Origin of the sequence: Nocardioides sp. NPDC000445 (genome assembly GCF_040300245.1) — a bacterium.
Classification (GTDB): Bacteria; Actinomycetota; Actinomycetes; order Propionibacteriales; family Nocardioidaceae; genus Nocardioides.
Window position 1 is genome coordinate 254,693 of sequence record NZ_JBEPDH010000007.1, and the last position, 21,161, is coordinate 275,853.

Genomic DNA, 21,161 nt, shown 5'->3' on the forward strand with positions numbered 1-21,161 from the left:
GTCTGAGAGGAACCTGCGTGGGAGATCCCGCTGATGCGCAGATGCGCGACGCAGGCCCGCATTAACTTCGGTAAGGAATAACCATGGACTACAAGGTTGCCGACCTGAGCCTGGCCGAGTTCGGCCGCAAGGAGCTCTCCCTCGCCGAGCACGAGATGCCGGGCCTGATGGCCATGCGCGAGCGCTATGGCAAGGACCAGCCGCTCAAGGGCGCCCGCATCGCCGGCTCGCTGCACATGACGATCCAGACCGGCGTACTGATCGAGACGCTGACCGCACTCGGCGCCGACGTGCGCTGGGCCACCTGCAACATCTTCTCCACCCAGGACCACGCCGCCGCTGCCGTCGTCGTCGGCAACGGCACCGCCGAGGACCCCCAGGGCACCCCGGTCTTCGCCTGGAAGGGCGAGACCCTGGCGGAGTACTGGGACGAGGCCGAGAAGGTCTTCGACTTCACCGACGCCGACGGCAACAAGGTCGGCCCCAACATGCTCCTCGACGACGGCGGCGACATCACGCTGCTCGTCCACAAGGGTGTCGAGTTCGAGAAGGCGGGCGCCGTGCCGGGCCAGGACTCCACCGACAACGAGGAGTTCAAGGAGGTCCTCCGGGTCCTCGACCGCTCGCTGAAGAACGACCCGCAGCGCTGGACCAACATCGCCAACGGCATCAAGGGCGTCACCGAGGAGACCACCACCGGTGTCCTGCGCCTCTACGACCGGTTCAAGGAGGGCTCGCTCCTCTTCCCGGCGATCAACGTCAACGACTCGGTCACCAAGTCCAAGTTCGACAACAAGTACGGCTGCCGCCACTCGCTCATCGACGGCATCAACCGCGCCACCGACGTGATGATCGGCGGCAAGGTCGCGGTCGTGTGCGGCTACGGCGACGTCGGCAAGGGCTCCGCGGAGTCGCTGCGCGGCCAGGGTGCTCGCGTCATCGTCACCGAGATCGACCCGATCTGCGCGCTGCAGGCGGCGATGGACGGCTACGAGGTCCGCCGCCTGGAGTCGGTCGTCGAGACCGCCGACATCTTCATCACCACGACCGGCAACTTCGACATCATCCGGGTCGAGCACTTCGAGAAGATGAAGAACCAGGCCATCGTCGGCAACATCGGCCACTTCGACAACGAGATCGACATGGCCGGCCTCGCGAAGATCCCGGGCATCGTCAAGGACGAGATCAAGCCGCAGGTCCACCAGTGGATCTTCCCCGACGGCAAGAAGATCATCGTGCTCTCCGAGGGCCGCCTGCTCAACCTGGGCAACGCCACCGGTCACCCGAGCTTCGTGATGTCGAACTCGTTCACCAACCAGACGCTGGCCCAGATCGAGCTCTTCACCAAGACTGACGAGTACCCGATCGGCGTCTACGTCCTGCCCAAGGCGCTCGACGAGGAGGTCGCCCGCCTCCACCTCGACGCCCTCGGTGTCGAGCTCACCGAGCTCAACAAGGCCCAGGCCGACTACCTCGGTGTCCCGGTCGAGGGTCCCTACAAGTCGGACCACTACCGCTACTGATCCACCCTCGCCGAGTCGGCTCGTCCTGACCGAGAACCTCGCCGAGTCGGCTCGTCATGACGAGCCGACTCGGCAGGGAATCGGGTCAGGACGGGCCGACTCGCGCGTTGTGGGGTGGCTCATGTGACGCGTCGCACGCACTGGGTGACAGAATCGGACACATGGCCGATCGCAGTGCTCCCGACCAGCCCGCCAAGGGAAAGGTCCTCGTCGTCGATGATGATGCCTCGCTGAGCGAGATGCTTGCGATCGTGCTGAGACAAGAGGGGTTCGACTCACAGCTCGTCGCTCGTGGTGACATGGCGCTGCCGGCGTTCCACGACTACAAGCCCGACGTGGTGCTGCTCGACCTGATGCTTCCCGGGATGGACGGCATCGAGGTCTGCAAGCAGATCCGCAAGGAGTCGGGTGTGCCGATCGTCATGCTCACCGCGAAGGGCGACACGGTGGACGTGGTGGTCGGGCTCGAGTCGGGTGCCGACGACTACGTGGTCAAGCCGTTCAAGCCCAAGGAGCTGATCGCGAGGATCCGGGCGCGGGTCCGCAGGCACGGCGACGCCGTGCCCGAGGTGCTGGAGATCGGCGACCTCACCATCGACGTGGCCGGCCACCAGGTGACCCGAGGTGAGGAGCAGATCCAGCTCACGCCGCTGGAGTTCGACCTGCTGGAGTGCCTCGCCCGCAAGCCTCACCAGGTCTTCTCCCGCGAGGTGCTGCTGGAGCAGGTGTGGGGCTACCGTCACGCCGCCGACACCCGGCTGGTCAACGTGCACGTCCAGCGGCTGCGCTCCAAGGTCGAGCACGACCCGGAGAACCCCGAGATCGTCGTCACCGTCCGCGGCGTCGGCTACAAGGCAGGGCCCGTGTGACACTCCAGCAGGTCGTCCGCACCACTGCCCGGACGCCCAAGAAGCTCCTGACCACCTGGCGCCGGTCGATCCAGACCCGCGTCGTGGTCTACACCGTCCTCCTCACCGCGGCCGCCGTCAGCCTGGTCGGGCTGATCCTGCTCGAGCAGATCGGCGACGAGCTGGTCCAGGACCGGGTCGCCGCGGCGAAGGCGGAGGCCTCCGAGGAGCTTTCCGCGGCCCGCTCGAGCATCGCGGAGACCTCGGGCGCCAACGGCGGCACCCCGCTGCAGCGCAACGACCTGGGCGACCCGATCATCCAGCGCAGCGTCTCGCGCGGCTACGGCGTCGTCATGGCCGGTCCGGTGACCTCGACCTCCGGCCGGATCAGCGACGACGGTGTCGAGTGGACACCCGGTGTGGACGTACGCAGCGTCCCGCGCACCCTCGAGGACCGCTTCCAGACGATCCGCGCCGAGCCGGCCTGGACCTACACCCGGATCTCCTACGACGACGGCGAGCGGTCCTCGACGCCCGGCATCGTGATCGGGTCGCAGGTGGAGCTGCACGACGACACGTACAACATCTACTTCCTCTTCCCGATGGACCAGGAGCAGGAGACGCTCGGCGTCATCACCCGCGGGCTGCTGGCCGCCGGTGCGATCCTGATCCTGCTGATCGGTGTCGGCAGCTGGATCGTGACCCGCCACGTCGTCACGCCGATCCGGATCGCCCGCAGGACCGCCGAGCGGCTCGCCGCCGGCCGCCTGGAAGAGCGGATGGTCGTCCACGGCGAGGACGACCTCACCGGCCTGGCGCTCTCGTTCAACCAGATGGCCAGCGGGCTGCAGAACCAGATCCGACAGCTCGAGCACCTCTCCCGCGTGCAGCGACGGTTCAGCTCGGACGTCTCCCACGAGCTGCGTACGCCGCTCACCACCGTACGCATGGCCAGCGACGTCCTCTACGAGGCCCGAGACACCTTCGACGCCCCGACGGCCCGGGCGGCCGAGTTGCTGCAGACCGAGCTGGACCGGTTCGAGACGCTCCTGAGCGACCTGCTCGAGATCAGTCGCTTCGATGCCGGGGCGGCCGTACTCGACCTCTACGACACCGACCTGACCGCGCTGGCCCACGCCGTCGTCGAGGCCTACACGCCGCTCGCCGACAAGCGCGACATCGAGCTGAAGGTCGTCGCTCCGAGCCATCCGTGCATCGCCCAGGTCGACCATCGCCGGGTCGAGCGGATCGTACGCAACCTGGTGGCCAACGCCACCGACCATGCTCTGGTGGGGCAGACCGTCACCATCCGGATCGACAGCGACGAGCACGCGGCGGCGCTGACCGTGCGCGACCACGGTGTCGGGCTGGCCCCCGGGGAGACCGCCCTGGTCTTCAACCGGTTCTGGCGTGCCGACCCCGCCCGGGACCGTTCCAGCGGCGGCACCGGCCTGGGCCTGTCGATCTCCCTCGAGGACGCCCATCTCCACGGAGGCTGGCTGCAGGCCTGGGGGCGCCCGGACCAGGGTGCGCAGTTCCGGCTCACGCTTCCGCGCTATGCCGGCGCGGTGCTGCGGCACAGCCCGCTCCCGCTCGTCCCGGCGGACGCCCGTGACACCCTGGAGGCATCGTGAGACCCGTCTTCGCCGTCTTCCTGGCCGCGCTCGCGCTCCTCATCTCGGCATGCTCGGGCGTGCCCGACTCCGGGCCCGTCCAGAGCGTCGACCTGGCCGCGCCGGACGCGCAAGAGGAGGTCATTCCCTACAATCCCGGCGCCCCGCGCGCGGGAGCGTCCCCGGGCGAGATCGTGGACGGGTTCCTCGACGCGATGAAGGCCACCCCGATGAGCACCGCCTACGCCCGCCGCTACCTCACCAAGGACGCGGCGATGAACTGGGCGCCGGCCGGCCGCACCCTGGTCTACGGCGAGCTCGGCAGCCACGTCAGCTCCTCGCCGCGGGTGTCGGTGGAGCTGGAGGACGCCGGCTGGCTCGACGAGCGAGGAGTGTGGCGCGGCAAGCTTGCCGCCTCGCAGGCGATCCTCGACTTCGAGCTGACCCGTGCCGAGGGCGAGTGGCGGATCAGTGCGGCACCCAACGCCCTGGTCGTCGAGGAGGACTGGTTCCTGACCCACTTCGCCCGCAGCAACCTCTACTACGTCGAACCGACCGGCCACACCCTGGTGCCCGAGCCGATCTTCGCCCCCAAGGGCAACTCCTACGCCACCACCCTGGTCGCCAGCCTGCTGAGCGGCCCGGGGGAGGAGGCGCAGGGCGTGATCCGCAGCGCGCTCCCGCCCGGGGCGGACGAGCCCCGCTCGGTGGACGTACGCGACGGGGTGGCCGAGGTCGACCTCGCCGGTGATCTGAAGGACCACAGCTCCGAGGAGCTCCAGCTCATGGGCGCCCAGCTGGCCTGGACCCTGCGGCAGGACGCCAGCGTGGAGCGCATCCGGCTCACGATCGACGGCGAGCCGGTGGTGCTGCCGGGCTATGGGGAGACGTTCAACGTCGACAGCGGCGGCGGCTACGACCCCAACGGCAATACCGCCAGGGTCGACCTCTACGCGCTCCGCGGTGGAGCGCTGGTGACCAGCACCGGCGAGAACGGCGACCCGTGGGTTCCGGTGCTCGGCGGCTGGGCGAAGTCTCACGGCGTCACCGATGTCGCCGTCGACGCCGACGGCTCTACGGCCGCGGCGATCACCGCCGACCGCACCGGCGTCGTCGTCGGCCAGCTGACCAGCGACGGCGAGCTCACCAGGGCTCCGGTGAAGGGCACTCGGCTGCTGAGGCCCTCCTGGGACCTCGCCGGCCGGCTGTGGCTCGTCGACAAGGACTCGACCGGCGCCCGGGTGATGTACGTCGACGGCGACCGTCGCGTCCGCGTCGCCATACCCGGGGTGACCGGGGAGAACGTGACTCGCTTCCTGGTCTCCCGCGACGGCACCCGGTTCGTGGCGGTGATCGACGGGGAGTCCTCGGACCGGATCGTGGTCAGCCGCCTGCAGGCCAGCTCGAAGGGCGAGATCACCACCTCGACGTCTGCCGTCCTGCTGCCGCACCCGGACTCCGCGACGATGCGGGTCACCGACATCGCCTGGACCTCGCCGACCACCATCGTCGCGGTCCAGCAGATCAGCTCGACCGCGCTCTTCCAGTCGGTCTCGCTGGACGGTGCCCCCAGCGGCGAGCGCTACACCCTCAGTGACCGGGTCACCGGCGTCGTCGGCTCCCCGGTGGCCTCGGCCCGCCTCTACGCGATCTCGGGCTGGACCCTCCTGGACCCCCTCGACAGGTTCGACCTGGGGCTGCCCTCCGATCTCTCCGACGTCACCTACCAGGGCTGACTCTCCACAGCGTTATCCACAGGTACGCAGCCACTGGTTGCCCCGGAGAGCGCACCCTGGTCGACTCGGCCACATGGACCTTGCCGACGCCTGGCACGACCTGGTCGTCGGCGGCCGCTGCGTCGGCTGCCGACGACCGGGCAGGCTGCTCTGCCACGACTGCCGGGCCGACCTCCCGGACACGGCCCGGCAGAGCCCGCCGAGCCCGGCGCCGCCGGGCATCGCCCCGGTCTTCGCGGCGGGGCCCTACGACGACACGTTGAAGCAACTCGTCATCGGTCTCAAGGAACGCCAGCTCCTCGGCCTCCGCAGGCCGCTGGCCGGCCTGCTCGCGCTCTCCGTCCTCGAGGCGATGGCGACGACCGGTGCCGGCCCGACCGTCCTCGTCCCGGTCCCGTCACGTCCCGCCTCCGTGCGTGAGCGCGGCCTCGACAGCACCGCGGCGATCACGCGCGTGGCCGCCGCGCTGCTGAGGCGCCACGGGCTCGGCGTACGCCATCACCAGCTGCTCCGCACCAGACCCGGCGTCGCGGACCAGGCCGGTCTCGACTTCCGGCAGCGACAGGCCAACCTCGACGGCTCGATCACCTGTCCCGCGTCCGGCATCCGGACACTTGCCCGGAAGATCCCACGAGCGACCGTCATCGTCTGCGACGACGTGATCACGACCGGCGCGACCGCTCGGGAGGCTCAACGAGCGCTGGAATCGGTCGGTCTCGGGGTGAAAGCGATTGCGACCGTAGCGGCCACCCAGCGTCGGTCTCGCGTTCAAATGTAGGAAACCGTCATGTAATTCTGTTGAAGGCCTTTCGTGGGGCAGATCGGCGAACTACCGTCACTACATGGAGTCCGCCTGGGTCCGTGGTTGCGTCGCAGAGAGGTCCGCATTGCGGGCATCCGAGCGGCAAGCCGATGCCAGTCGCAGGCGAAACGGTCCACGTAACCCTACGCACCCAGATCTTGGGGCAAGGGGATCACGGTGCGGCTTAGAGATAAGTCCTGCCCTTGCTCTCCCGTCAGATACGGGAACCAGCAGGGAGAAGGTGGAGTGGCACCAAGCCGCTAAGCCTCAGCAGGCGATTGTGGGGTCGAAGACCAGGTCGGCCGGGCGGACTCCGTACCCCGGAGGTCACATGCGCTGACCGTCCGGGATCCCGCCAACCCCGAAACACCGGGAGGTACCGATGGAAGTTGTCGTCACGGCTCGCAACGCCGAGGTCTCAGACCGCTATCGCGCTCACGTAGCAGAGAAGCTCGCGAAGCTCGAGAAGCACGACCACCGCATCATCAGGATCAACGTGGAGGTCGACAACGAGCCCAACCCGCGCCAGCACAAGGGCGCCGTACACGTCGAGCTCACCGCATACTCGAAGGGTCCGGTCATCCGGGCCGAGGCGTGTGCCGAGGACAAGATGGGGGCGCTGGACCTGGCTGTCGACAAGATGGCATCCCAGATGCGCCGGGCCGCCGACCGCCGCAGAGTCCACCGTGGCCGTCGTACGCCGGTATCCGTCGGACAGGCACTCGCGGGCATCGAGCCCGACGGCCTGGCCACGACGTCCGAGTCCGAGCAGTTCGAGGAGGAGACGGTACGCGAGCACCAGGTCGGTCCGATCACGGTGACGGGGGAGGGGCCCTTGGTGGTCCGGGAGAAGACGCACACCGCGGAGCCGATGACGCTCGACCAGGCGCTCTACGAGATGGAGTTGGTCGGACACGACTTCTACCTCTACATCGACAAGGACTCGATGAGGCCGGCGGTCGTCTACCGCCGGCGGGGATACGACTACGGGGTGATCGCGCTCAACCGCGCAGACCTCGTCTGACGGCTGTGACGGGCAACCGCTCGTAAGCACGTCGGCCGGGACTTATCCATCCCTCAGATGGATGAGTCCCGGCCATTCTCTTTGTCATCATCAGTTACGTGCCATGATGCATTCGTGTCATCTACATCTGGTGCCGATCGTGAGCCGGTCCGCGTCTTGGTTGTCGACGACCAGGAGCTCTTCCGAAGGGGCCTGGTCGCGCTGCTCGCGAGCGAACCCGGCATCGAGGTCATCGGAGAGGCGACCAACGGCATCGAAGGCACCGAGCGGGCCGCGGCTTCCGCTCCGGACGTCGTGCTGCTCGACGTACGCATGCCGAAGCAGACCGGGCTGGAGGCCTGCGTCGCCATCAAGGAGGCCGTCCCCTCGGCCAACATCATCATGCTGACCGTCTCCGACGAGGAGGCCGACCTCTACGACGCGGTCAAGGCCGGCGCGATGGGCTACCTCCTCAAGGACTCCTCGATCGACCAGGTCGCCCAGGCGATCCGGGTCGTCGCCGACGGCCAGTCCCTGATCAGTCCCTCCATGGCGGTCAAGCTGATGGAGGAGTTCAAGCAGATGTCCCGGCCGGACCGCTCCCCGGTCCCCGGCCCAAAGCTCACCGACCGCGAGCTCGAGGTCCTCGGCCTGGTCGCCAAGGGTCTCAACAACCGCGAGATCGCCAAGCGGCTGTTCATCTCGGAGAACACCGTCAAGAACCACGTACGCAACATCCTGGAGAAGCTCCAGGCCCACTCGCGCATGGAGGCGGTCATGTACGCCGTGCGCCAGAAGCTCCTCAACGTCGACTAGGCTGACGCCAGCGTCGCGTGCCGGTGGCAGACCGTGTCAGGCATGGAGGCGCCGGATTCGAAGGAGCACGACTGATGTTGTCGTCCCCTTCGCCCTCACGTGACTGAGGGCGAGAAGACCAGGCTGATCGCCTGGAGCAACGAGATGCGCGACGTGCACGAGCGTCTGCGCAAGGCCCTGCGGGTGACGCAGGAGGCCATCGCCGCGGGAGATCCCGCCGAGCCCGCGGCTCGCGACCTGCTGCTGTTCTGTCATGGGTTCTGCGCGGCCCTGACCGGACATCACGAGGGGGAGGACCGGGAGCTCTTCCCGGCGATCGCCCGGTCACACCCGGAGCTGCGCGAGACGATCCGCTATCTCGAGCAGGACCACTCCATGATCGGCCACCTCCTCGGTGGCCTCCAGGCCGCCGTCGATCGGGCCGCAACCCCCGAAGACCTCGGGAAGCACCTCGAAGGCATCGCCGCGATCATGGAGTCCCACTTCCGCTTCGAGGAGCGCAAGCTGCTGAGCGTGCTCGACACCGTGAGGCTCGATGCGGATGTCGGCGATGTCTTCGGCCCGCTGTGAAAGGAATTTTTCTTTCATCGGCCGAGCGCTGCAACGGTCCGGCGGGCATCGTTCCAGGCGATCCACGCCGTACGCAGGCGGGGCAGCGGCACCGGGTCGCCCCGGCGCCGCGCCCGGATCCGGTCACGGAGCCACGCCGGCGCGTCGGCCTCCTCGATCGCCGCCGTCTTGGTGAGCAGCCGGCCCTGGTCGGCCGCATGACGACCTCGGGCCATCGCGGTCAGGCTCAGCTCGGCGATCTCGGGCTCGAGGACCCACCAAGCAGGGTGTCTGACGGCCCGCGCCCAGTAGCCGCACACCTCGCTGCGCGCGGCTTCGCGGACGTCCTCCTCGCTGACCGGTGGGAACGCCGTCCGCACATCGTCACCGAACACCGTCAGGCCGTGCACGGCCAGCTCGACGCGGGGGATGGTGGTCAGCGGTCGGTGCACCAGCCGGCCGTGGGTCCACGTGGGGTGTGGCGCCTCGGGCTCGCTCAGCCGATCGGTGGCGATGTAGGCGCAGCCGAGATCGGCGCCCGCCGCGACCCCGGCATCGAGCTCGCTGTGGATGGACGAGATCTGGTCCGCGTCCGGCGGCCCGTCGGTGAGCGCGACCAGATCCAGGTCGCTCACGCCCGGAACGTAGTCGCGGGTGGCGAGCGACCCTGCGACGTACAGGCCGATCACCCATCGCAGCGTCCCGAGGCGGTCGGCAAGCGCTGCCACGACCTCGTGCGCGTCGGAGGTGTTCCCGCCCGCGGATGTCGCCATGAGGCCAGGATCCCGCATCGGGGTGCGGGCGGGAGTCGGTTCCGGACGAGACTTGTCCGGAACCGGCTCTAGAGTCGGTCTCGTGCCCCGCTCTCAGTCACTCAGCCGCTCCCAGGCCCGCCGGATCGCCCTGGCGGCGCAGGGGTTCGCCGACAAGCCCCACACGATGCCGACCATGCGTACGTTCCAGCGCACGCTGGAGCGCACCGGAGTCCTCCAGGTGGACTCGGTCAACGTCCTGCAGCGCGCGCACTACATGCCGCTCTACAGCCGGATGGGTGCGTACGACACCGGGCTCCTGCACCGCGCCAGCAAGGGCCTCAAGGATCGCCGGATGGTCGAGTACTGGGCTCACGTGCAGGCGTTCATGCCGGTCGAGCTGTGGCCGCACATGCAGTGGCGGATGGACCACTACCGCGCCCAGAAGGGTTCGAAGTGGTGGGGGAGCGTGCCGGACGGGATGAAGGAGAAGGTGCTCGCGCTGGTGGCCGAGCAGGGGGCGCTCACCGCGCGTGAGGCGGCCAAGGCGCTCGACGACGCCGGCCCGCAGACCAAGGACCACTGGGGCTGGAACTGGTCCGACTCGCGCAAGACCCTCGACATCCTCTACATGTTCGGCGAGCTGGCGATCTCGCATCGCAACGACCAGTTCGAGGTCGCCTACGACCTGCCCGAGCGCGTCATCCCGCAGATCCACCTCGACGCGCCGACGCCGTCGCAGGAGGAGGCCCACCTCGAGCTCGTACGCCGCGCTGCCCGGTCCCACGGGGTCGGCACCGCCAAGGACATCGCCGACTACTTCCGGATGCGCGTCGACGACACGACACGCGCACTCAACCAGCTCATCGACGCCGGCGAGGTGGAGCCGGTCGCGGTCGAGGGCATCCGCAAGCAGGCGTACCTCTTCTCCGGGACCCGCCTCCCGAGGCGCGTCGAGGCTCGTGCGCTGCTGAGCCCGTTCGACCCGCTGGTCTGGGAGCGGGAGCGCACCGAGGCGCTCTTCGACTTCTTCTACCGGATCGAGATCTACACGCCGGCGCCCAAGCGGATCCACGGCTACTACGTGCTGCCGTTCCTCCTCGGCGAGCAGATCGTCGGCCGGGTCGACCTGAAGGCCGACCGCAAGAGCGGAACGCTCCAGGTCAAGGGCGCGTTCGCGGAAGCCGGCGCGCCGGTGGAGACGGCCATCGAGCTCGCGGCCGAACTCGAACGGCTCGCCGGATGGCTCGGTCTGAGCGCGATCGCGGTCGATCCCAAGGGCGACCTGGCACCCCTGCTTGCGCCGTTGGTGTGAGTGGGCGACCGGGAGGTGGGTAGAGTGAGCGTGCTATCTGTCTGCCGCTAGTAGGAGCCCGCCACCGTGGCAATTCTCGACAAGATCCTTCGCCTCGGCGAAGGCAAGATCCTTCGCGAGCTCGAGGCCATCTCGAAGGCCGTCAACGCGATCGAGGACGAGTTCGTCGCGATGAGCGATGACGAGCTGCGCGGGATGACCGACGAGTTCAAGCAACGCCTGGAGAACGGCGAGGATCTCGACGACATCATGGCCGAGGCGTTCGCCACGGTCCGCGAGGTCACCAAGCGCGTCCTGGGCCAGCGTCACTACGACGTGCAGATCCAGGGCGGTGCGGCGCTCCACCTCGGCAACATCGCCGAGATGAAGACCGGTGAGGGCAAGACCCAGACCGCGGTGCTCCCGGCCTACCTGAACGCGCTGGCCGGCAAGGGCGTCCACGTCGTCACGGTCAACGACTACCTGGCCAAGTTCCAGGCCGAGATGATGGGCCGCATCTACGGCTTCCTCGGCCTCACCGTCGGCGTGATCCTGCCGCAGATGACCCCGGCGCAGCGCCGCGAGGCCTACAACTGCGACATCACCTACGGCACCAACAACGAGCTCGGCTTCGACTACCTGCGCGACAACATGGCCTCCTCCATGGCCGACCTGGTTCAGCGCGGCCACTTCTTCGCGATCGTCGACGAGGTCGACTCGATCCTCATCGACGAGGCCCGCACCCCGCTGATCATCTCGGGTCCGACCGAGGACGACGTGAAGTGGTACGACGAGTTCGCCACGATCGCCAAGACGCTGACCAAGGACGTCGACTACGAGGTCGACGAGAAGAAGCGCACCATCGCCGTTCTCGAGCGGGGCATCACCCGGGTCGAGGACCACCTCGGCATCGAGAACCTCTACGAGGCGGTCAACACCCCGCTGATCTCGTTCATGAACAACTCGATCAAGGCCAAGGAGCTCTTCCGCCGCGACAAGGAGTACGTCGTCGCCAACGACGAGGTCCTGATCGTCGACGAGCACACCGGCCGCATGCTCGCCGGCCGCCGCTACAACGACGGCCTGCACCAGGCGATCGAGGCCAAGGAGGGTGTGAAGGTCCGCGAGGAGTACCAGACCCTGGCGAGCATCACCCTGCAGAACTACTTCCGCCTCTACGAGAAGCTCTCCGGCATGACCGGTACGGCGATGACCGAGGAGTCGGAGTTCGACAAGATCTACAAGCTCGGCGTGGTCCCGATCCCGACCAACAAGCCGATGATCCGCAAGGACCAGCCCGACCTCGTCTACCGCACCGAGGAGGCGAAGTACGAGGCCGTCGCCGACGACATCGTCGAGCGCCACAAGAAGGGCCAGCCGGTGCTGGTCGGCACCGTCTCGGTGGAGAAGTCCGAGTACCTCGGCAACATCCTCAAGAAGCGCGGCGTCCCGCACACCGTCCTCAACGCGAAGTACCACGCCGACGAGGCCAAGATCGTCGCGCTGGCCGGCCACAAGGGCGCGGTCACGGTCGCCACCAACATGGCCGGTCGAGGCACCGACATCATGCTCGGTGGCTCCGTCGACTTCCTGGCCGACCAGGAGCTCCGCAAGCAGGGCCTGGAGCCCGCAGGCGAGACGGCCGAGGCGTACGAGCAGAACTGGGCGCCGACGGTCGAGCGGATCAAGGAGCAGGTCGCCGCGGAGCACGAGGAGGTCACCAAGCTGGGTGGTCTCTACGTCCTCGGCACCGAGCGCCACGAGTCCCGCCGCATCGACAACCAGCTGCGTGGTCGTTCCGGCCGTCAGGGCGACCCGGGCGAGTCCCGCTTCTACCTGTCGCTGGAGGATGACCTGATGCGCCTGTTCAAGGGCGAGTGGGTCGACCGCATCCTGACCACGCTGAAGATCCCCGACGACGTGCCGATCGAGGCCAAGTCGGTGACCAAGTCGATCGCCAACGCGCAGACCCAGGTCGAGGGTCAGAACTTCGAGTCCCGCAAGAACGTCCTCAAGTACGACGACGTCATGGACCGCCAGCGCAAGGTGATCTACGCCGAGCGCCGCGAGGTGCTCGAGGGCGCCGACCTCGAGGACCAGATCCGCACCTTCATCGACGACGTCGTCACCGGCGTCGTCACCGGCGCGACCCAGGACTACGCCGAGGAGTGGGACCTCGACCAGCTGTGGACCGACCTCAAGCAGATGTGGCCGGTATCGGTCGAGCCCGAGAAGCTGATCGCGGACGCCGGCGGCAGCAAGGACGACCTCGACCGCAACGAGCTGATCGAGATCCTCAAGAAGGATGCCCAGGAGGCGTACGACCGCCGCGAGGAGGAGATCGGCTCCGAGGGCATGCGCGAGGTCGAGCGCCAGGTCGTCCTCTCGGTGCTGGACCGCAAGTGGCGCGAGCACCTCTACGAGATGGACTACCTGCGTGAGGGCATCGGTCTGCGGGCCTACTCGCAGCGCGACCCGCTGGTGGAGTACCAGCGCGAGGGCTTCGACATGTTCACCGCGATGATGGACGGCATCAAGGAGGCCGCGGTCGGCTACCTGTTCAACCTGGAGGTCCAGGTCGAGCAGGCGGAGCCGGAGTTCCACTACCACCCCGACGGCACCCGTCACGCCGGTCCGATGCACGAGGGCGCGCTCGCCGAGCCGCCGGTCGGTGTCGGTCAGGCCGGTGGTCTCCAGGACATCTCCGCCGCCCTGAAGGCACAGCCCGCCGGCCAGGCGCCGAGTGGGTCGCCCCACATCGTCGCGCCGGGTCTGCAGAAGCCTGCCGCTCCCAAGCACATGGCCTTCTCCGGTCCGGACGAGCAGGGTCAGGCCGAGGCGCAGGGCAACACCGTCAGCAACGCCGACGACCCCTACGCCAAGATCGGCCGCAACGAGCAGTGCCCCTGTGGCTCGGGCAAGAAGTTCAAGCAGTGCCACGGTCGCCCCGGCGGCCCGACCGGCCTCACCACCCGCGTCAACGGCTGAGGACACCTCAGCTCACCACCCGTGGAGCGCTGTACGTAGCAGGTACGTACAGCGCTCCACGGGTTCATTCGTACGGACCGAAGTTGAGGACCGTGCAGATCCAGTTCTCCCCGCTCTGCTCGAAGCGGAGGGCCATCGCGCGGTAGCCGTGGCCGTACTTGATCGTGGCGGTGGCCTCGACGATGGTGTCGGTGACCACGTGAAGGTGCCAACGATAGACGCGGGGACGGACCGGCTGGTGGCGGCCCAGGCCGGGCTCGTACGCCCCGCTACGGGCGGTGAGGGCGGCGCGGTAGCGAAGATCGGAGACGACCTCCTTGGTCGTCCAGCGGACCAGCTGGCTCGCCGGACGGTCCCCGCCGACGACCTCGGCGATCTTCTGGGCGAACTGTGGGATCCACGCGTTCAGATGGCCGCGGGCGGGGACGATGGGGATCGGCTCGGCCAGCAGTGCGTCATCCTGCCCGCTCCGGTCCGGCTGCGGCGGGTCCAGGCGTGGCTGTAGGTCGAAGGCGAGCGTGCCCTGGACATCGGCCAGGGGCACCTCGGCGGGGCGTTGCGGATCCGGCTCCGCAGGATCAGGGTCCCGAGATGGTAGAGCGCTCATGGGCGCAAACTCTTTTCTACGCAGGCAACCTTCTCTTACCCGTTATTCGTGGTTCTAAACCGGCGAGTAACAGAAGGTTCTCCTGTGACGAAGGAGACTGGAGGGACGGGCTATGTGGCCTGGTCGTCGTAGGGCGGCTTCTCGCCGGCCAGAAGAGGCTTGGGCGCCTTGGCGCGCGCCTCTTCCTCCTCGATGTCGGCGAGAGCTTCCTGGATCTGTCTGCTGACGATGCGACGCGGGTCGAGGTCGCGCAGCTCGAGGTCCTGGTAGGCGGGCCCGAGCTCTCCGCGCAGATCGTCGCGCGCGTTGTTGGCCAGGTTGCGCACCTGGTGGAGGAGGCGGGCGATCTGCCGTGCCATGTCGGGGATCTTGTCCGGGCCGAAGACCAGGATGGCGATCACGACGATGACGGCAAGCTCCGCGAAGCCGATGCCGAACACGGAGGTGAACCTACAGGCTCAGAGCTTGGAGGTGGGAGTGAGGCCCAGTTGCATGCCCGCGAGCCCGCGGCCGCGGCCCGAGATCGTACGCGCCACCTCGGCCAGCACCTTGGCCGACTCGGCGGTCGGGTCGGACTCGACGATCGGCTTCCCGGCGTCGCCGGCCTCGCGCAGAGTCTGCTCCAGCGGGATCTGGCCGAGCAACGGGACCTTCGAGCCGAAGCGCTGGGAGAGGGTGTCGGCGACCCGCTGGCCACCGCCGGAGCCGAAGACCTCCATCTTGGAGCCGTCGGGCAGGACGAGCCAGGACATGTTCTCCACGACGCCGACGACGCGCTGGTGCATCATCTCGGCCATCGTGCCGGCCCGCTCGGCCACCTCGGCGGCGGCCTCCTGCGGGGTGGTGACCACGACAATCTCGGCGTTGGGCAGGTGCTGGCCCAGCGAGATCGCCACGTCGCCGGTGCCCGGGGGCAGGTCGAGCAGCAGCGCGTCGAGGTCTCCCCAGTAGACGTCGGAGAGCATCTGGACCAGGGCCCGGTCGAGCATCGGTCCGCGCCAGGCGACGACCTGGTCGCGGCGGGGCTTGAGCATCCCGATCGAGATCACCGAGACGCCCGAGGCGGTCGGGACCGGCATGATCAGGTCATCGACCTGGGTCGGCCGGGAGTCGGCCACGCCCAGCATCGCGGGCACCGAGTGTCCGTAGATGTCGGCGTCGACGATGCCGACCTTGAGACCCTGCTGGGCGAGCGCGACGGCGAGGTTGACCGTGACCGACGACTTGCCGACACCGCCCTTGCCCGACGCGATCGCGAAGACCTTGGTCAGCGAGCCCGGCTGGGCGAAGGGGATCTCCCGCTGCGCCTGACCGCCGGTGAGGCCGTTGCGCATCTCGGTGCGCTGCTCGTTGGTCATCACACCCAGCTCGAGGTCGACGCCGGTGACGCCGTCGACCTTCTCGAGCGCCGCGGTGGTGTCGCGGTTGATGGTGTCCTTGAGCGGGCAGCCGGCGACGGTCAGCAGCACCTTGACGCTGACGACACCTGCGTCGTCGATCGAGACGGAGTCGACCATCCCCAACTCGGTGATGGGACGTTTGATCTCCGGGTCCTGAACGGTCGCCAGGGCTGCGTTGACACGGTCGAGAAGCGGGCTACTCACGGTATGCAAGCCTACGTCGTGCGTGGGGAGTCTCCAGCATCGCCCGAGGGCTGGTCGATCGGACCGCGGTGACGGTCGCGCTCGTCGAGCTCCTCGAGGAGCAGCCGGAGCTCGGAGCGGAGGTAGTCGCGGGTGGCGACCTCGCCGAGGGCCATCCGCAGCGACGCGGTCTCGCGGGCGAGGAACTCCATGTCGGCCTTGGACTGCGAGGCGATGCGACGATCCTGCTCGGCGATGGCCCGGTCGCGGTCCTCCTGGCGGTTCTGCGCGAGCAGGATCAGCGGCGCGGCGTACGAGGCCTGCAGACTCAGCGCCAGGGTCAGGAAGATGAACGGGAACTCGTCGAAGCGCCACTCGCGGGGAGCCAGGGCGTTCCAGGCGACCCAGATGAACACGACCATCGTCATCCAGGCGAGGAACCGGGCGGTGCCCATGTAGCGGGCGAAGGCCTCGGCGAAGGAGCCGAAGGCATCGGCGCGGAAGGTGGGCCGCCGGACGAGCGGACGGCGCAGCTCGCGCGGGGTGTCGAGGCGGCCGCGGGCGGCTCGGGTGTCAGCCACGGCGCACCATCTCCGGAGTGATCACCTTGTTGGGGCGGGTGTCGGGCCTGGTGTCGGGACGCGGCTCGGTGGCCGACTCCTGGCGGGCGAGGTTCTCGCGCCAGTTCTCCGGGAGCAGGTGGTCGAGCAGGTCGTCGACGGTGACCGCACCGGCCAGATGGCCGTTCTCGTCGACGACGGGAGCGGCGACCAGGTTGTACGTCGCCAGGTGGGCCGCGACCTGCTCGGTGCTGTCCTCGGGGCGCAGCGGCTCCAGGGACTCGTCGAGCGCGCCCGCGACCAGCGTGGACGGTGGCTCGCGCAGCAGTCGCTGGATATGGGCGATGCCGAGGAACTTGCCGGTCGGCGTCTCCAGCGGAGGACGGCAGACGTAGACGAGGGCCGCCTGGGCCGGGGTGAGGTCGGGGTTGCGTACGAGAGCGAGCGCGTCGGCGATGGTCGCGTCGGGGCCGACGATGACCGGCTCGGGCGTCATCATCGAGCCGGCGGTGTCCTCCTCGTAGGACATCAGCCGGAGTACGTCCTTGGCGTCCTCGGGCTGCATCAGGTCGAGCAGCAGGGTGGCGGTCTCCTCGGGCAGCTCCGCGATGAGGTCGGCGGCGTCATCGGGCGACATCTCCTCGAGCACGTCGGCGGCACGCTCGGAGTCCAGGGCCCGCACGATGGCGACCTGGTCGTCCTCGGGCAGCTCCTCGAGCACCTCGGCCAGGCGCTCGTCGTCGAGGGCGGCGACGACCTGACGCTGACGCTCGGGCGGGAGCTCGTGGATCATCGTCGCGGCATCGGCCGGGCGCATGTCGTGGATCGCCTGGACCAGGTGGGTCGCGGCCTGGGTGGGGGAGCGGCTGGCCAGCCCCTCGGCGTCGTTCCACTCGACCACGTGCGTCTGGCCGCGACGGCGCAGGCCCTTGGCGAGCTCCTGCACGGCGACCCGCGAGAGCAGCCAGTCGCGGTTGCGGGCCTGCTCCATGCCGACGTCGTAGACGGTGCCGACGACGCCTGTGGGGCGGATGGTGACCTGGCGGTCGAACATCTGGCCGATCACCAAAGTCTCGGTCGAACGCTGCTGGAAGCGGCGCATGTTGAGCAGGCCGGTGGTGTAGATCTGGCCGGCGTCGATGCTGGTCACCCGGGTCATCGGCACGAAGATGCGCCGGCGCCCGAAGACCTCGACCACCAGGCCCAGCACGCGGGGCTGCCGGGCGTCGGATCTGACCGTGACCACGAGATCTCGCACCTTGCCGACCTGCTCACCGAGCGGGTCGAAGATCGGAAGGCCGACCAGGCGTGCCGCGTAGACGCGGTTGGGCGAGGTGCTCACGCCGCCACCTCCGTAGCGCAGGCGCCAGAATACGGAGGTGGCGGCGTGATGATCGTTTGGTTCACTCGCTGACGCTCGCTCACAGGCCAACGTTATGACATAGCCCCCAGCGGGGCGCTTCGACGCTCACGCGGTGGCACGGACCACATATTCGATGAGCTATCCGACCGCGCCGGAACGGGGTCCGGGATCTTGCTGAGGCTTGTGTTACAAATGGTTTCAATGTGACCAGAGTGACCGGTCACGAATGCTGCGAGAGGGGCCCGGACGGATGCGTACACAACCTCAGGTGCCATCTCGCGGGGGTCGGGTGGCCAAGGCCCTGCTCTCCGCGGGGCTTGTCATCGGCCTCTTCGGCGGCGCGCTCGTCGCCGTGCGCGACTCGTCCGCTCCGGCGACGACGGATCTGGAGACCGTCGCCTACTCGCCACCGCGTTATCGGATGGTGCAGGCCAACATCAGGGCCAGCATGGGTACGGCGAGGTTCAAGAAGGACGTGCGCGAGGTCGTCGACACGGCGCCCGACTTCATCACCTACAACGAGGTGAACGGCCGCCGGACCGCGGACCTCGAGCCGGGGCGCTACCGCGTGTGGCGCAAGGGCGGCGACCCGTACCGGTCGGCCACGGCGGTGGCCTGGGACAACGACGAGTGGGCGGCGACCTCGAAGGGCATCCACCAGATCAGCGACAAGCGTGGCAAGCCGGCCGACCAGCGGCTGCACTGGGGCATCAGGTTCGCCAACTGGGTCACCCTCGAGAACCGGGCGACCGGCCGGAACGTCTCGGTGGTGGCGGTGCACTTCGCGCCCAAGTCCAAGTACTACGGCGACCTGGTCCGTCCCTCGGCCCGCGCGCTCAACGTGCTCGTCAAGGCGCTGGCCAGACGCGGCCCGGTGATGGTGGGCGGCGACCTGAACGTGCAGTACGAGGGCTCTCGCTACCCGAGCGACATCTTCGCCGCGCAGCACCTGGCCCCGAGCTACGACGTCACTCAGCAGGTACCGGTGACGCACGGCCGGGCCTCGACCATCGACTACGTGCTGGCCCGTGGGATCGCGCGGTTCGCCACCGGCAACCAGCGCGCCTTCGGGCTCGAGTCCGACCACCACGCGGTACGCGTCGACTTCTCGCCGCTGCCGGTCACCTCCACCGAGGGCTCCTCGCGGGTCAGGTTCGGGCCGGGTGTCGTGGTCACCGACCCGGGACTGAGCACCGCCGAGGAGCAGAGCGTGCTGCGTACGGTCCTGAAGTCGATCAACAGCACCAAGCGGGGTCAGGTCGTCCACCTGGCCACCCGTGCGCTGAGCAACGCCAAGGTGCTCCGGGCGCTGAAGCGGGCCAAGTCCCGTGGTGCGCAGGTCCAGGTCGTCACCGCGGAAGGGACCACGACCGCCGAGATGCGCTCGCTGCAGCGGGTCCTCGGCAAGGACGTGAACAAGGAGAGCTGGGCCGTACGGCGCCCGAGCGGCTATGACCGCGCCGGCCTGCGGGCGACCGTGCTGCTGATCAGCAGGACCGGTGCCACCCCGGCGTTCGCCTTCAGCTCCAGCACCCAGATGTCCACCTCGGCCGGCTCCGGGAAACGGTCGGGCTACGTGAGCGTCACCAGGGCGTCGTACGACAAGCTCTTCAAGCCGTTCTTCTCGGCAGTCGGACGGCGGGTCTGAGCGTCGTAGGATCGCGATGTGGTGGGAGTCACCCTGTCACTGATGGTTACTGATTGGTAACCTGCCGCAGTGACACGTCGTGGTGGTCTCGACAGGCTCGACCACCGAGAGTAGGAGTGAAGCATGGGTCGCCTTGCCGAGACCGAAGGTCTCACCGATATTCAGGAAGAGATCCTGAAGACCGTCCGTCAGTTCGTGGACGAGAAGGTCATTCCGGTGGCCCAGGAGCTGGAGCACGCCGACGAGTATCCGACCGAGATCGTCGAAGGTCTCAAGGAGCTCGGCATCTTCGGTCTGATGATCCCGGAGGAGTACGGCGGGCTGGGTGAGTCGCTGCTGACCTACGCGCTGTGTGTCGAGGAGATCGCGCGCGGTTGGATGTCGGTCTCCGGCGTCATCAACACCCACTTCATCGTGGCCTACATGCTGATGCAGCACGGCACCGAGGAGCAGAAGCAGAAGTACCTGCCGAAGATGGCCACAGGTGAGGTACGTGGCGCGTTCTCGATGTCCGAGCCCGGTCTCGGCTCGGATGTGAGCGCGGTGTCGACCAAGGCGACCAAGCTCGAGGACGGGTCCTACAGCATCACCGGCCAGAAGATGTGGCTGACCAACGGTGGCTCCTCCACCCTGGTCGCGGTGCTGACCAAGACCGACGAGGGTGCCGAGTCGGTCTACAAGAACATGACCACCTTCCTGGTCGAGAAGACCCCGGGCTTCGGCGAGACCGCGCAGGGCGTGACCGTGCCCGGCAAGATCGACAAGATGGGCTACAAGGGCATCGACACGACCGAGATGATCTTCGAGGGTCACAAGATCTCGGCCGACCAGATCCTCGGTGGGGCTCCGGGCAAGGGCTTCTTCCAGATGATGGACGGTGTCGAGGTCGGCCGGGTCAACGTCGCCGCCCGCGCCTGCGGCCTGGCGATCCGTGGCTTCGAGCTCGGCATCGCCTACTCCCAGCAGCGTCAGACCTTCGGCAAGAAGATCGCCGAGCACCAGGCCATCCTGTTCCGCCTGGCGGAGATGGGCACCAAGGTCGAGGTCTCCCACAACATGATGGTCCGCGCCGCGCGTCTCAAGGACACCGGCAAGCGGATGGACGTCGAGGCCGGCATGGCCAAGATGGTCGCCTCCGAGTACGCCAACGAGGTCGTGGAGGACTCCTTCCGCATCCACGGCGGCTACGGCTACTCCAAGGAGTACGAGATCGAGCGGCTCATGCGCGAGGTCAAGTTCATGCTCATCGGTGAGGGCACCAGCGACATCCAGAAGATGATCATCGGCCGCTCGCTGCTCAAGGACTACAAGTCCTGAGCCTCCGGGCGAACCCTTCCGCCGAATCTGTAGAAGTGGGCGACGAAACTGTGGTTTCGTCGCCCCACACAACACTCACCCACGGGAGGGACCGGGGCGCCGACGGGCACGCAGCAGAGGGCCAGGCAGCGGTGGAGGGCGGCCAAGCATAGCACTAGC

General features: G+C 68.1%; 18 protein-coding genes. 12 read left to right on the forward strand and 6 right to left on the reverse strand.

Features of this window, described 5'->3' with window-relative positions:
* Positions 1–83: 83 nt before the first annotated feature.
* The 8 genes from ahcY (at position 84) to ABT304_RS12140 (ending at position 8,911) form a co-directional block, all read left to right on the forward strand.
* Positions 84–1,523 carry an adenosylhomocysteinase gene (gene ahcY / locus ABT304_RS12105; RefSeq protein WP_201451226.1) on the forward strand — a complete coding sequence of 480 codons (1,440 nt, stop codon included), beginning with the start codon at positions 84–86 and terminating at the stop codon, positions 1,521–1,523.
* A gap of 161 nt (positions 1,524–1,684) precedes the next feature.
* Entirely contained in the window at positions 1,685–2,392 is a 708-nt protein-coding gene (mtrA, locus tag ABT304_RS12110; protein ID WP_160027305.1) for an MtrAB system response regulator MtrA, read from the forward strand.
* Positions 2,389–4,005, forward strand: coding sequence for an MtrAB system histidine kinase MtrB (mtrB, locus tag ABT304_RS12115; RefSeq protein ID WP_350715427.1), 1,617 nt, complete (start codon positions 2,389–2,391; stop codon positions 4,003–4,005). The genes mtrA and mtrB overlap by 4 nt, the downstream gene beginning before the upstream one ends.
* A complete protein-coding gene (locus tag ABT304_RS12120) occupies positions 4,002–5,720 on the forward strand; it encodes an LpqB family beta-propeller domain-containing protein (protein WP_350715429.1) in 1,719 nt (572 codons plus the stop codon). Before mtrB ends, ABT304_RS12120 begins: the two co-directional genes overlap by 4 nt.
* Before the next feature lie 73 nt (positions 5,721–5,793).
* On the forward strand, positions 5,794–6,498 hold the full coding sequence (locus ABT304_RS12125; RefSeq protein ID WP_350715431.1) for a ComF family protein: 705 nt from the start codon (positions 5,794–5,796) through the stop codon (positions 6,496–6,498).
* 406 nt (positions 6,499–6,904) lie between these two features.
* Positions 6,905–7,546 (forward strand): ribosome hibernation-promoting factor, HPF/YfiA family, encoded by a 642-nt coding sequence (hpf, locus tag ABT304_RS12130; protein ID WP_350715432.1) that lies wholly within the window; start codon positions 6,905–6,907, stop codon positions 7,544–7,546.
* A 114-nt stretch (positions 7,547–7,660) separates the two neighbouring features.
* On the forward strand, positions 7,661–8,341 hold the full coding sequence (locus ABT304_RS12135) for a response regulator (protein WP_045547972.1): 681 nt from the start codon (positions 7,661–7,663) through the stop codon (positions 8,339–8,341).
* A 99-nt stretch (positions 8,342–8,440) separates the two neighbouring features.
* Positions 8,441–8,911: a hemerythrin domain-containing protein gene (locus ABT304_RS12140; protein ID WP_350715434.1), complete on the forward strand. Its 471-nt coding sequence runs from the start codon at positions 8,441–8,443 to the stop codon at positions 8,909–8,911.
* A gap of 14 nt (positions 8,912–8,925) precedes the next feature.
* Here the strand turns inward: ABT304_RS12140 and ABT304_RS12145 are convergent, their stop codons facing one another.
* Positions 8,926–9,663, reverse strand: a complete 738-nt coding sequence (locus tag ABT304_RS12145; protein ID WP_350715435.1) for a hypothetical protein — start codon at positions 9,661–9,663, stop codon at positions 8,926–8,928.
* 82 nt (positions 9,664–9,745) lie between these two features.
* On the opposite strand from ABT304_RS12145, the gene ABT304_RS12150 reads away from it, so the two are divergent.
* Positions 9,746–10,957, forward strand: a complete 1,212-nt coding sequence (locus ABT304_RS12150) for a winged helix-turn-helix domain-containing protein (protein WP_350715437.1) — start codon at positions 9,746–9,748, stop codon at positions 10,955–10,957.
* A gap of 66 nt (positions 10,958–11,023) precedes the next feature.
* A complete protein-coding gene (gene secA, locus ABT304_RS12155) occupies positions 11,024–13,924 on the forward strand; it encodes a preprotein translocase subunit SecA (protein WP_350715439.1) in 2,901 nt (966 codons plus the stop codon).
* A 64-nt stretch (positions 13,925–13,988) separates the two neighbouring features.
* On the opposite strand, the gene ABT304_RS12160 is transcribed toward secA, so the two are convergent.
* The 5 genes from ABT304_RS12160 to ABT304_RS12180 form a co-directional block, all read right to left on the reverse strand.
* The gene (locus tag ABT304_RS12160; RefSeq protein WP_350715441.1) at positions 13,989–14,531 is read right to left on the reverse strand and encodes an Rv3235 family protein; all 543 of its coding nucleotides are present in this window, start codon (positions 14,529–14,531) and stop codon (positions 13,989–13,991) included.
* Between the two features lie 110 nt (positions 14,532–14,641).
* Positions 14,642–14,971, reverse strand: coding sequence for a sec-independent translocase (locus tag ABT304_RS12165; RefSeq protein WP_008364136.1), 330 nt, complete (start codon positions 14,969–14,971; stop codon positions 14,642–14,644).
* Positions 14,972–14,989: 18 nt separating this feature from the next.
* Entirely contained in the window at positions 14,990–16,135 is a 1,146-nt protein-coding gene (locus tag ABT304_RS12170) for an Mrp/NBP35 family ATP-binding protein (protein WP_160027328.1), read from the reverse strand.
* Between the two features lie 11 nt (positions 16,136–16,146).
* Positions 16,147–16,695: a DUF1003 domain-containing protein gene (locus ABT304_RS12175; RefSeq protein WP_160027330.1), complete on the reverse strand. Its 549-nt coding sequence runs from the start codon at positions 16,693–16,695 to the stop codon at positions 16,147–16,149.
* Positions 16,688–18,016: a magnesium transporter MgtE N-terminal domain-containing protein gene (locus tag ABT304_RS12180; RefSeq protein ID WP_350715444.1), complete on the reverse strand. Its 1,329-nt coding sequence runs from the start codon at positions 18,014–18,016 to the stop codon at positions 16,688–16,690. The genes ABT304_RS12175 and ABT304_RS12180 overlap by 8 nt, the downstream gene beginning before the upstream one ends.
* Positions 18,017–18,305: 289 nt before the next feature.
* Between ABT304_RS12180 and ABT304_RS12185 the strand changes: the two genes are divergently transcribed.
* Complete coding sequence (locus tag ABT304_RS12185) at positions 18,306–19,685, forward strand: endonuclease/exonuclease/phosphatase family protein (protein WP_350715446.1); 1,380 nt, start codon at positions 18,306–18,308, stop codon at positions 19,683–19,685.
* Positions 19,686–19,808: 123 nt separating this feature from the next.
* Positions 19,809–21,002: an acyl-CoA dehydrogenase family protein gene (locus tag ABT304_RS12190; protein ID WP_350715448.1), complete on the forward strand. Its 1,194-nt coding sequence runs from the start codon at positions 19,809–19,811 to the stop codon at positions 21,000–21,002.
* The last annotated feature ends 159 nt before the right edge of the window (positions 21,003–21,161 follow it).